The 11,746-nt window shown below is 62.9% G+C and carries 9 protein-coding genes and 1 tRNA gene; 6 read left to right on the forward strand and 4 right to left on the reverse strand.

Annotation, left to right across the window (positions count from 1 at the left end; all coding sequences use genetic code 11):
• Positions 1-12 precede the first annotated feature (12 nt).
• Positions 13-2,637: a valine--tRNA ligase gene (locus QYC26_RS16455; protein WP_317513301.1), complete on the forward strand. Its 2,625-nt coding sequence runs from the start codon at positions 13-15 to the stop codon at positions 2,635-2,637.
• Positions 2,637-4,088, forward strand: a complete 1,452-nt coding sequence (locus QYC26_RS16460; protein WP_317513302.1) for an MATE family efflux transporter — start codon at positions 2,637-2,639, stop codon at positions 4,086-4,088. The genes QYC26_RS16455 and QYC26_RS16460 overlap by 1 nt, the downstream gene beginning before the upstream one ends.
• Here QYC26_RS16460 and QYC26_RS16465 read toward each other — a convergent pair.
• A complete protein-coding gene (locus tag QYC26_RS16465) occupies positions 4,085-4,981 on the reverse strand; it encodes a diacylglycerol/lipid kinase family protein (protein WP_317513303.1) in 897 nt (298 codons plus the stop codon). The genes QYC26_RS16460 and QYC26_RS16465 overlap by 4 nt on opposite strands.
• Before the next feature lie 105 nt (positions 4,982-5,086).
• Here QYC26_RS16465 and hemB point away from each other — a divergent pair, with 105 nt between their 5' ends.
• From hemB to QYC26_RS16480, 3 genes are read left to right on the forward strand one after another with little or no spacing between them, the layout of a single operon-like run.
• The gene (hemB, locus tag QYC26_RS16470) at positions 5,087-6,079 is read left to right on the forward strand and encodes a porphobilinogen synthase (protein WP_317513304.1); all 993 of its coding nucleotides are present in this window, start codon (positions 5,087-5,089) and stop codon (positions 6,077-6,079) included.
• Positions 6,072-6,623 (forward strand): GNAT family N-acetyltransferase, encoded by a 552-nt coding sequence (locus tag QYC26_RS16475; RefSeq protein WP_317513306.1) that lies wholly within the window; start codon positions 6,072-6,074, stop codon positions 6,621-6,623. Before hemB ends, QYC26_RS16475 begins: the two co-directional genes overlap by 8 nt.
• Complete coding sequence (locus QYC26_RS16480; protein WP_317513307.1) at positions 6,611-7,159, forward strand: gamma carbonic anhydrase family protein; 549 nt, start codon at positions 6,611-6,613, stop codon at positions 7,157-7,159. Before QYC26_RS16475 ends, QYC26_RS16480 begins: the two co-directional genes overlap by 13 nt.
• On the opposite strand, the gene QYC26_RS16485 is transcribed toward QYC26_RS16480, so the two are convergent.
• Positions 7,146-7,664: a hypothetical protein gene (locus tag QYC26_RS16485; RefSeq protein WP_317513309.1), complete on the reverse strand. Its 519-nt coding sequence runs from the start codon at positions 7,662-7,664 to the stop codon at positions 7,146-7,148. The two genes, QYC26_RS16480 and QYC26_RS16485, sit on opposite strands and share 14 nt — an antisense overlap.
• Before the next feature lie 83 nt (positions 7,665-7,747).
• Between QYC26_RS16485 and QYC26_RS16490 the strand changes: the two genes are divergently transcribed.
• Positions 7,748-7,824: transfer RNA gene (locus QYC26_RS16490), tRNA-Arg, on the forward strand.
• A gap of 207 nt (positions 7,825-8,031) precedes the next feature.
• Here QYC26_RS16490 and katG read toward each other — a convergent pair.
• Positions 8,032-10,257 carry a catalase/peroxidase HPI gene (gene katG, locus QYC26_RS16495; RefSeq protein ID WP_317513310.1) on the reverse strand — a complete coding sequence of 742 codons (2,226 nt, stop codon included), beginning with the start codon at positions 10,255-10,257 and terminating at the stop codon, positions 8,032-8,034.
• Positions 10,258-10,658: 401 nt separating this feature from the next.
• Positions 10,659-11,648, reverse strand: coding sequence for a hypothetical protein (locus QYC26_RS16500; protein ID WP_317513311.1), 990 nt, complete (start codon positions 11,646-11,648; stop codon positions 10,659-10,661).
• Positions 11,649-11,746: the final 98 nt, after the last annotated feature.

Consider the following 11,746-nt stretch of genomic DNA (forward strand, 5'->3'; position numbering starts at 1 on the left):
AGGCGGGGCATCATGACTGAACTCGCAAAGACCTTCGATCCTGCCGCCATTGAAGCGCGCTGGTATAGCCATTGGGAAGACAAGGGCCTGTTCCGCCCCGAACGCGGTGAGGCCGAACCCTTCACCATCGTAATCCCGCCGCCCAACGTAACGGGCAGCCTGCATATCGGCCACGCGCTCGACGATACGCTGCAGGACGTTCTGGTCCGCCATGCCCGTCTGCAGGGCAAGGATGCGCTCTGGGTCGTCGGAACCGACCATGCCGGCATCGCCACCCAGATGGTGGTCGAACGGCAGATGAATGCGCGCGGCGAAAAGCGTACCGATTATTCGCGCGATGCCTTTATCGACAAGGTCTGGGAATGGAAGGCGGAAAGCGGCGGCACGATCACGCGCCAGCTGCGCCGCCTCGGCGCGTCGTGCGATTGGGCCAATGAACGCTTCACCATGGACGAAGGTTTTTCGAAGGCCGTCCTCAAGGTGTTCGTCGAGCTTTACAAGCAGGGCCTGCTCTACCGCGACAAGCGGCTCGTGAACTGGGATCCGGGTCTCAAGACCGCGATTTCGGATCTCGAGGTCGAAACCAAGGAAGTCGGCGGCAAGTTCTGGCATCTGAGCTATCCGCTCGAAGACGGCAGCGGCACGATCTCGGTCGCCACCACGCGCCCCGAAACGATGCTCGCCGATATGGCGGTGGCGGTGAACCCCGAGGATGATCGCTACAAGGCGCTCATTGGCAAGAATGTCCGCCTGCCGATCACCGGCCGCCTCATCCCGATCGTCGCCGACGAACATGCCGATCCCGAACTGGGTTCGGGCGCGGTGAAGATCACGCCAGGGCATGACTTCAACGACTTTGAAGTGGGCAAGCGCGCCGGGTTCAAGCCCGCCGAGATGCTCAACATGCTCGACGCCGATGCGCATGTCATCCAGACGTCGGACGGCCTGATCCCCGAAGAATTCCTCGGCCTCGAACGCTTCGAGGCGCGCACGCGCGTCGTCGCGCGGCTCGAAGAACAGGGCATTCTCGGAAAGGTTGAAGACCGCGTCATCCAGACACCGTTCGGTGATCGTTCGGGCGCGGTGATCGAGCCCTGGCTCACCGATCAATGGTATGTCGATGCCGAAACGCTCGCCAAGCCCGCGCTTGAAGCCGTGCGGTCGGGGGCGATCAAGGTGGTGCCGGAAAGCTGGAAGAAGACCTATTATAACTGGCTCGAAAACATCCAGCCCTGGTGCGTCAGCCGCCAGCTCTGGTGGGGCCATCAGATCCCGGCCTGGTATGATGAAGACGGCAACGTCTATGTCGCCGAGGACGAAGCCGAGGCACAGCTTCAGGCGGGCAACCGCAAGATCACGCGCGACAGCGACGTGCTCGACACCTGGTTCTCGTCCGCGCTCTGGCCCTTCGGCACGCTGGGCTGGCCCGAAAAGACCGAGAAGCTCGAACGCCATTATCCCAATGACGTGCTGATCTCGGGCTTCGACATCCTCTTCTTCTGGGATGCCCGCATGATCATGCAGGGCATGCATTTCATGGAAGAAGTGCCGTTCAAGACCTTGTATCTCCACGGTCTTGTCCGTGCGGCCGATGGCTCGAAAATGTCGAAGTCGAAGGGCAATACCGTCGATCCGCTCGGCCTTATCGACAAATATGGTGCCGATGCGCTGCGCTTCACGCTTACAGCGATGGAAAGCCAGGGCCGCGACATCAAGCTCGATGAAAAGCGCGTTGAGGGCTATCGCAACTTCGCGACCAAGCTCTGGAACGCGTCGCGTTTCTGCCAGGCGAACGGGATCGGCGCGTCGAAAACGCTGCGCGCGCCCGATGCCGCAGCGCCCGTCAACCGCTGGATCATCGCCGAGACGATCTCGACCGTCCAGAAGCTCGATCTGGCACTGGCCGATCTGCGCTATGATGAAGCCGCCAACACCATCTATCACTTCACCTGGAGCCGCTTCTGCGACTGGTATCTTGAGCTGATCAAGGGCCAGATCGATGACGAGACCCGGGCAGTGGCCGGTTGGGTGCTCGATCAGATCCTCGTCATGCTTCACCCCTTCATGCCCTTCATCACCGAAGAACTGTGGCATGCGATGGGCGCGCGTGAAAACGAGATCATCGTCGCGCACTGGCCGCTGGCCGATACCCATGCGCTCGATGCCAATGCCGCGCAGGAAATCGACTGGCTCATCCGCCTCGTCTCCGAAATCCGCGCCGCGCGGTCCGAACTCAATGTCCCGCCGGGCGCCAAGCTTGCGCTCCACGTCCGCGATGCGTCGGCGGTCACCGGCGAACGGCTCGATCGTCAGGCCACCGCGCTTGGCCGTCTGGCCCGTGTCGAAACGATCAGCCTCGATCCGGCGCCAGCCGGTGGGGCGGCACAGGTGGTGGTCGACGAGGCAACTTATGTGCTGCCGCTCGAAGGCGTGATTGATCTTACGGCCGAACGCGCGCGTCTCACCAAGGGTATCGAAGCCGCCGCCAAGGAGCGCGACTCGCTTGGCAAGCGCCTTGAAAACCCGGCCTTTGTCGAAAAGGCGAAGCCGGAGGCGGTTGAAAAGGCGCGAGCCGACCATGCCGAGAAATCGGCCGAGGCCGAACGCCTGTCCGCCGCGCTGGCACGGCTCGGCTAATGGCTGGGGCAGCGCGCGGCAGTCAGGATCTGCTCAATGGTCCGATCAGCCGCACGCTGCTGCTTTTCGCACTGCCGACCCTTGGATCGAACGTCCTCCAGTCGCTGAACGGCTCGGTCAACGCGATCTGGATCGGTCGTTTTCTGGGGGAGGACGCAATCGCCGCCACCGCCAATGCGAACATCATCATGTTCCTGATGTTCGCGGCGGTGTTCGGTTTCGGCATGGCCGCAACCGTCCTGATCGGGCAGAGCTTCGGGCGTGGTGATCTGGACGGTGCCCGCCGCGCCATGGGAACGGCGATGGGGCTGTTCCTGCCGCTTTCGGTGCTGGTCGGCCTCGCGGGCTGGACGTTTTCGCCCAATATCCTGAAGGCGCTCGCAACGCCGGGCGAGGCATTCGAACTCGCGCATGATTATCTGCGTCTGATCTTCCTCTCGACGCCCGCCTCCTTCCTCATGGTCCTCATGATGATGGGCCTGCGCGGATCGGGCGATTCGATGACGCCGCTCTGGTTCATGGGGCTGAGCGTGGTGCTCGACATTATCCTCAATCCCGTACTGATCCTCGGGCTGGGCCCGGCGCCCGCAATGGGGATTGCCGGTTCGGCGATGGCCACCGTCATCGCGGGCTATGTCAGCCTTATTGGTATCATCATCTATGTCTATGTCCGCGATCTGCCGCTTCGCCTGAAAGGACGCGAACTGGGCTATTTGCGCCCCGATCCGGCGCTGCTCCGGTCGATCGTGCTCAAGGGCTTTCCCATGGGCCTGCAGATGGTCGTGATTTCTTCCGCCGCGATGGCGATGGTCGGGCTCGTCAACCGCGAGGGGCTGCTCGCCACCGCGGCCTACGGCGTCACCCAGCAGCTCTGGACCTATGTTCAGATGCCCGCCATGGCCGTGGGGGCGGCGGTCAGCGCCATGGCCGCGCAGAATATCGGGGCGGGGCGGTGGGACCGCGTCGCGCGGATCACGCGCACCGGCATCTTCTACAATATCGTGATGACGGGCGCGCTCGTCGTCCTGCTCACATTGGTCGACCGCGCCGCGCTCGGCCTGTTCCTCGGCACCGAAAGCCCGGCGATCCCGGTCGCGGCGCACATTCATCTTCTCGGCGGGTGGAGCTTTGTCTTCTTCGGCGTCTCGCTGGTGTTGTTCGGCACGATGCGCGCCAATGGCGCGGTGATCGCGCCGCTCATCATCCTCTTCCTGTCAATGTATCCGATCCGCCTCGGTTTCGTCTATTTCGCCTATCCGGTGCTGGGCGCGGACGCGCTCTGGCTCAGCTTCCCGCTCGGTTCGCTGGCGTCGACGGCGTGCGCGATCTGGGTTTACCGGCGCGGCGGATGGCGCAAGGCCAAGATGATCGAGGCGCCCGATCCCGAGGAATGCCGCGAAGCCGTTCTGGCGGAAAGCGAACCCGCAGGCCGCCTCAATCCCACCGGTTAAGCGCTGTCCCTCGAGGCGGGCGGCGCCGCCACCCAGATCACATCGGCGGCAATCTTCGCGGTCACCGGCGTCCTGGCCAGCACTTCGCCGTCGATCGAAATGGCAAGCGGCGGCTCGGTCGAGATTTTGAGGCTCCGGCCATAGAAATTCTCGACCGTTTCCTTGCGCGCTTCCAGCCGAAAGGCGCTCGCCACCCAGTTCCAGATCAGCCGCCGTTTCAGATGGCCGGTCACCGCCTGAACCACGATCTCGCCGCTGTCGACCGCTGCATCGTCCACCAGCTCGGTACCGCCATGATAGGGGCCGTTCGAAATCCGCACCTCGACGACGTTCAGGCGTTTTTCACCGTTGCCGTCATCGACGATCAGCGTGAACGGTTTGAACTGGACGAATTTCCACGCCGCCCAGATCAGATAGCCGAGCCGCCCCAATGTCCGTTTCAGCTTGTGCGGCACCGTGGCTGCGATCAGCGGCGAAAGCCCCATCGCCGCGCAATTGGCGAAATAGTCGCCGTCGATCATGCCCAGGTCGATCCGCCGCAAATGCCCCGCGCCGATCACCGCCATCGCGCCTTCGAGGGTCAATGGAATTTCCAATGTGCGGGCAAAGCTGTTCGCCGTGCCCAGCGGCAGCACGCCCAGTGCGATGTCGCGGCCGACAATATGGTCCACCAGCCCGCTGATCGTGCCGTCGCCGCCGCCAAGGATCAGCATGTCCGGCTTATCGGAGAGAGCTCGCCTTACCGTTTCGTCGAGCTTTGCGGGCTTGCGGACTTCAAAACATTGCACCGGAAAATCGAGCTTGGCCGCCAGCGCGCGCGCCTCACGAAACAATTTGCGCCCTTTTCTGGACTGCGCGTTGACGACGAGTGCCGCGGACCGGATTTTCTGCATCGATCACCAAAATGTTTGAACCGGCTATCAGGATGCAACCGCCATCCCAAGTCCGCAACCTTCTGCCGCTTGCGCCGACTCGGTTTCATGGCCGAAAGCAGGGCTATGACCGCTTCCTTTCCCGCGCTTCGCCTTCGCCGCCCCCGTGCCACCGCATGGAGCCGCGCGCTTCACGCCGAAACGGTGCTCACGCCGTCCGATCTCATCTGGCCGCTTTTCATTACCGAGGGGCAGGGCGTCGAGGAACCGGTGTCGAGCCTGCCGGGCGTGTCGCGCTGGTCGGTCGATCTGATCGTCGATCGGGCGCGCGAAGCCCGCGATGCCGGCATCCCCTGTCTCGCGCTTTTTCCCAATACCCCGCGCGAAAAGCGCAGCGAACGGGGGGAGGAAGCGCTCAATCCCGACAATCTCATGTGCCGCGCCACACGCGCGATCAAGGACGCGGTGCCCGATATCGGCATTCTCACCGATGTCGCGCTCGATCCCTATACCGCGCACGGCCATGACGGGATCATCGATGCCGATGGCTATGTGCTCAACGACATCACCTCCGAACTGCTGGTCGAACAGGCGCTCAATCAGGCACGTGCTGGTGCCGATGTGATCGCCCCGTCTGACATGATGGACGGCCGCGTCGCTGCGATCCGCGCGGCGCTGGAGGGCGAAAGCTTCGTGAACGTCCAGATCATGGCCTATTCGGCAAAATATGCCAGCGCCTTTTACGGCCCGTTCCGCGATGCTGTCGGCTCGCGCGGGCTGCTGAAGGGGGACAAGCGCACCTATCAGATGGACCCCGCCAATGCGGAAGAAGCGTTGCGCGAGATTGAGGCCGATCTGGCCGAGGGCGCGGACAGTGTCATGGTGAAGCCGGGCTTGCCCTATCTCGACATCATCCGCAGCGCCAAGAGCCGCTTCCAGGTGCCCGTCTTCGCCTATCAGGTGTCGGGTGAGTATGCGATGATCGAGGCGGCGGTGGCCGCGGGCGCTGCGGACCGCGATGCCATGGTCCTGGAAACGCTGATGGCGTTCAAGCGCGCCGGCTGTTCGGGCGTGCTGACCTATCATGCGCTCCACGCCGCGCGGCTGCTCAATGGCTGATATCATCATCGAAACGCCCCGCCTGCGTCTGCGGACCTGGGATGCGGGCGATGTCGATGCCTTTCATGCGCATCTCAATTCGCCAGCGGTCATGCGCTGGCTGGGCGGGGTTCAGCCCCGCGAGGCCTATCAGGCCAGCTATGAGCGTACGGTCACGTCGCACGCGCGCTACGGCCATTGTTTTTGGGTGGTCGAGCGGATCGCCGACGGCGCGCTACTCGGTTTTTGCGGTCTGAAGCGCGTGGATGCCGAAGGCACCGACCTCACTGGCAGCTTCGAGATCGGATGGCGGCTGCGTGAGGATTGCTGGGGGCAGGGCTATGCCCGGGAGGCCGCCGAGGCTGCACTCGGCCGCGCCTTTGGTGTGCACGATGCACCCTTCGTTGTCGCCTTTACGGTCGAAGGCAATGCCGCCAGCTGGGGGCTGATGAAACGCCTCGGCATGGAAAGGCACCCCGAACTTGATTTCGTCGATCCGCGCTTCGGTCCGGATCTCAATCCGACGATCGTTTACCGTATTGGGAGAGAACAGTGGAAGGTGTGAGCATCATAACGTTCAACGGCAAGACGCCGAAGATCGATCCTTCCGCCTTTGTCGCGCCGGGCTGCCGCATCATCGGTGATGTCGAAATCGGGCCCGAAGCCAGCATCTGGTATAATTGCGTGCTGCGCGGTGACGTGAACTTCATCCGCATCGGCGCGCGGACCAATATTCAGGACGGCACCGTCATCCACTGCGATTCGGGGCATGGCAGCGGCGAGGGCTTTCCCTCGATCATCGGCGATGACGTGCTCGTCGGCCATATGGCGATGCTCCATGGCGTCACCGTCCAGGATCGCGGCTTTGTCGGCCTGGGATCGGTGGCGATGGACGGCACTGTGATCGAATCGGGCGGTATGCTTGCGGCCGGCGCGCTGCTCACGCCCAACAAGCATATCGGCCGCAACGAGATGTGGGGCGGCCGCCCGGCCAAGCTCATGCGCATGCTGACCGATGAGCAGGTCGCCGCCAATCTTATGGGGGTCGCTAACTATTGCCGCCTGGCCAAGGCACACAGCGCCGCGATTACGGGCGCCTGAGCGCGTCCCGCAGCACGGTCAACCGCTCCGCCTGCCGCGCGTTGATCGCCTCGGCCTCGGCGCGGGCGGCCACGGCCTCTTCTACGCCACCGATCTTGGCATCGCGCGATGCGCCCTCGGCGCGCGCGACGAGGAGCTCGTCAAGCGAGGCCAATGCGGTGGAGGTGGGCGTCCGCGCCGAATCGAGGATCGAGATCAGGCGCTGGGCCTCCACCCAGGGCTCGCTCGCCGGTGCCGCCTGCCGCGCGGCATTCACCGCCCGCTCGGCTGCCGGAAGCGCGGCCTCGAACGCGCTGTCGCCCGCGCGGGCCTGTGTCAGCAATTCCGCCAGTTGCGCGGCGAAGGCCGAATCCGCGGCCGCCGGGGCGGGGGGCTCGGGCGTTTCAACCTCTTCGCTGCGCTGTTCCACCGGGCGCGGCAGCAGCGAGGGGAAATCGCCCTGGTTTCCGGCACAACCGGAAACCGCAGCGGCAAGAAAAAGCGGAGCGACGCGAAAAATTTTCATGTCTTTTCCCTAATCGCGTCAGAAAAGTGCTGCAACGGGGTTGCGCTCTTTGCGCATCCCCCTTAGAGGCCCCTCCACACCGCGCGCCCGTAGCTCAGCTGGATAGAGCACCAGACTACGAATCTGGGGGTCAGAGGTTCGAATCCTTTCGGGCGCGCCATTTTCTCAAGATCAAAAGACGCCGTACCGGCGACCGTGGCCCCGGAGCAAAACCGGACGCATGGGTATTAGAATCCCTCAGCGGTTCAAACGAACTGGCTGGCCGTTTCGACCTTCCCCCCCATGGCATTCCCTGCAAGGTCACCGCGTAAGTTTCTGGCGCACGGAAACCGCCCCCACCGGTTCGGCAGGGGCGGCTATATCCGGGTTACGCCCTCAGGTCGTACCGATCGGCGTTCATCACTTTCTGCCAAGCGGTAACAAAGTCCTTCACGAACTTTTCGCCCGCGTCGCCCGAGGCATAGACCTCGGAAAGAGCACGAAGCTGCGAATTCGATCCGAAGACGAGGTCGGTCCGCGTTGCAGTCCATTTTTCGGCACCGGTTGCACGGTCCGTGCCGACATAGACCTCATCGCCGCGGTCGCTCACTTCCTTCCACGCCGTGCCCATGTCGAGCAGGTTAACGAAAAAGTCGTTGGTGAGCTGGCCGGGACGATTGGTCAGCACGCCATGCTTGCTGCCGCCATGATTGGCGCCCAGCACGCGCAGGCCACCGACAAGGACGGTCATTTCAGGTGCGCTCAGACGCAGCAACTGGGCACGGTCGACCAGCAATTCCTCTGTCGGCACGTTGTACCGAACCTGAAGATAGTTGCGGAAACCATCGACCTTGGGTTCAAGCACCGCAAAGCCGTCGACATCGGTCTGGTCCTGCGATGCGTCGGTGCGGCCCCATACGAGCGGGATCGTCACGTTCACACCAGCATCCTTCGCGGCCTTCTCGATACCGGCATTGCCGCCGAGCACGATCAGGTCGGCGATGCTCACCTTCTTGCCACCCGCACTGCCATCGAACTCGGCTTTGATGCCCTCATAGACCTTCAGCACCTTGGCCAGTTGATCGGGCTGGTTGACCGCCCAGTCCTTTTGCGGTGCAAGGCGGATGCGGCCGCCATTGGCGCCGCCACGATGGTCGGACCCGCGATAGGTCGAGGCCGACGCCCAGGCCGTCGTCACCAGTTCGGCAACGCTCAGCCCCGATCCAAGGACCTTGCCCTTGAGCGCGGCAACATCATTGTCGTCGATGGAAGCATAGTCCGCCTTGGGGATCGGATCCTGCCAGATCAGGTCCTCGCTCGGCACTTCCGGGCCGAGATAGCGTGACTTGGGCCCCATGTCGCGGTGGCAGAGCTTGAACCACGCCCGTGCAAAGGTATCCGCAAATTCTTCTGGATTGTCGCGGAAATGCTCGCTGATCTTGCGATAGGCAGGGTCGGTCTTCAGCGCGATGTCGGCGGTGGTCATCATCGTCGGCAGGCGGCGTTCGGGGCTGTGCGCGCCCGGCGCCAGGTCTTCCGGCTTCTGGTTGATCGGCTGCCACTGCTTGGCGCCCGCGGGGCTGCGCACCAGCTCATATTCATAGTCGAGCAGCATGTGGAAGAAGGTCATGTCCCAGGTCGTGGGGGTCGGCGTCCACGCGCCCTCGATGCCACTGGTGATCGTATGGTCACCCACGCCACTCTCATGGCTGCTGGTCCAACCCAGCCCCTGCTGGGCGATATCCGCACCTTCGGGCTCCGCACCCACCTTGGATGCGTCGCCGGCGCCGTGCGCCTTGCCAAAGGTGTGGCCGCCCGCGGTGAGCGCTACGGTCTCCTCGTCGTTCATGCCCATGCGCGCAAAGGTCTCGCGAATGTCGCGCGCGGATTGCAGCGGATCGGGGTTGCCGCCGGGGCCTTCGGGATTGACATAGATCAGCCCCATCTGGATCGCGGCCAGCGGGCTTTCCAGCGCCATGTTCTTTTCGGGCTGGATGCGGGTTTGATTGCCTTCCTGGTTAACCCACAGTTCTTCCGTGCCCCAATAGACGTCCTTTTCGGGTTCCCACACATCGGGGCGGCCACCGCCAAAGCCGAAGACCGGCCCGCCCATTGACTCGATCGCGACATTGCCGGCGAGGATCAGCAGATCGGCCCAGCTCAGCTTGGCCCCGTATTTCTGCTTAATCGACCACAGCAGGCGGCGGGCCTTGTCGAGATTGGCGTTGTCGGGCCAACTGTTGAGTGGTGCAAAGCGCTGTTGCCCGGCGCCGGCGCCGCCGCGTCCATCGCCGGTGCGATAGGTGCCTGCGCTGTGCCAGGCCATGCGGATGAAGAAGGGGCCGTAATGGCCATAATCGGCCGGCCACCATGGCTGGCTATCGGTCATCAACGCATGGAGATCGCGCTTCACCGCTGCGTAATCGAGCGACTTGAAGGCTTGCGTATAGTTGAAGGCATCGCCCATCGGGTCGCTGGAAAGGCCATTCTGCTGCAGGATGTCGAGGGACATCTGGTTCGGCCACCAATCGCGATTGGTGCGGCCGAGCAGCGATCTGACCGCTGCGGGCTCCTTCATCGGGCAACCTAGGGGATCGCTGGTTTTGGCATCCATAATGTCCTCCATCTCTTCTGGTCGTTCGGTGCGTCCAGTCAGTTCAGCCAATATCATGCCGTGCACGGCTGGTGGGCAACTGTCCCACATCTCGCCCGGTTTTACAGACGATTTTTTACAATATCGCTGTGCGAAAATTTTCGCTGTACATCAGGGTGATGTCGAAATTGCGTTCTGGCACAGCAACATGCCGATCGAATCATATTTTCGCTGGGGCTTGCAAAGGCTGTCCGCGCGAGCAGCAACAGCGATTGCAGGCGGCCATGCCAGGTTGCGCCCCGGTGCAGGTCGCGGCGGGCCAGCCGATCGAAAATCTCGCACTCCCAGCCGCGCCAGCTTCATCGCAAAGGGGACAGTTCAAGGGCTGACACTCCTTCTTTTGGGCATGTTCGGGCTCACAATCACAGAAGCGCGGTGGGGATCATCCGCAGCAGTGGCGAGATCTGCTTGCGCCAGCGGACCGCATTTCGTTGACGTTGCGGCAGATCCTTTGCCATCCGATACATGGCCCTGCGCGACATTCCGGTTCGCTCGCACAGAAAGGGATGGCGGGGGCGGTTCGCGAAATAGCTGTAGAATATGGCCGCCCGATCACGGCCCGTTGCCGGCTTCCCCCGGTGATAGAAGCGCGCGGTGTCCGTGAAGATCACGGTTCCGCGCGGGCCCTCGCAACTGGCAATGTCGGCTGTGAAATCGGGGCCGAGATGGCGGGCCAGTTCTAGGTCGTCTGCCAGCTCATAGCTAAAACCGTCAATGTCTCCCGAATGCGCGTCCTTGCGCGGGATCATCTGGAACGGCCCGGCATTTTCGTCGACGTCATGCAGGTAGATGGCGATTTTCAGCATCCGCCTGTCTTCCCAGTCGCGATGCCATTTTCGCGTCGATATCTCACGGCCATCGGCAACGGTATAATTGACGGTCACGCCGTCATAGGCGGGCGGCAGGCCCAGATAGGCTTCTGCGATGTTCAGCAAGCGGTCTTGCAGCCCCCACAGGAATATCTCTGGATTGGCGATGATCCGGTGGGACGGGACGATCAGGAAATCTTCACCGAAGCGTACGCGCAGACGGGCCTCTTCAGCGAATTCTTCGGCCAGTTTCGTGCTGCTGGCCAGCATCGCATCGCTGGCTGAAAGCCCGAGCTGGTCCAGCGTCGTGACATACAGGCCGCGTTCCTCGATGGCTGAAACGATTTCCGCCGACAACGCATCCAGTGCAGGTAATTGACCCCGATGCCGTGCCAGTGCCACGTCGTGGCGCCTGCGCAGCAAGACGCGCACATATGGGTGATTGCTTGCGCGAAGCGCGAGGCGTGAGGGAAGATTGCGCCATCTGCGAAGCTGGCGCTCTAACGCGATATGCAGCGGTTGCCGATCGGCCCCAATTTCCATCGATGTCCTGCTCCGGATTGAGCCGCCACGCTAGTCTCTCCCATTTCGTCTCGGCATTGGGGGATGGCGGCTCAGGATTTTGGGGTGGGAAATTTGGG

The sequence above is a fragment of the Sphingomonas sp. C3-2 genome, from assembly GCF_033025475.1.
Taxonomy (GTDB): Bacteria; Pseudomonadota; Alphaproteobacteria; order Sphingomonadales; family Sphingomonadaceae; genus Sphingobium_A.

Bases quoted from the DNA above. Each gene is read 5' to 3' on its own strand.
- katG (WP_317513310.1), bottom strand. From the start codon at position 10,257: ATGGATGCCAAAACCAGCGATCCCCTAGGTTGCCCGATGAAGGAGCCC.
- QYC26_RS16500 (WP_317513311.1), bottom strand. From the start codon at position 11,648: ATGGAAATTGGGGCCGATCGGCAACCGCTGCATATCGCGTTAGAGCGC.
- QYC26_RS16475 (WP_317513306.1), top strand. From the start codon at position 6,072: ATGGCTGATATCATCATCGAAACGCCCCGCCTGCGTCTGCGGACCTGG.
- QYC26_RS16465 (WP_317513303.1), bottom strand. From the start codon at position 4,981: ATGCAGAAAATCCGGTCCGCGGCACTCGTCGTCAACGCGCAGTCCAGA.
- hemB (WP_317513304.1), top strand. From the start codon at position 5,087: ATGACCGCTTCCTTTCCCGCGCTTCGCCTTCGCCGCCCCCGTGCCACC.
- QYC26_RS16485 (WP_317513309.1), bottom strand. From the start codon at position 7,664: ATGAAAATTTTTCGCGTCGCTCCGCTTTTTCTTGCCGCTGCGGTTTCC.
- QYC26_RS16460 (WP_317513302.1), top strand. From the start codon at position 2,637: ATGGCTGGGGCAGCGCGCGGCAGTCAGGATCTGCTCAATGGTCCGATC.
- QYC26_RS16455 (WP_317513301.1), top strand. From the start codon at position 13: ATGACTGAACTCGCAAAGACCTTCGATCCTGCCGCCATTGAAGCGCGC.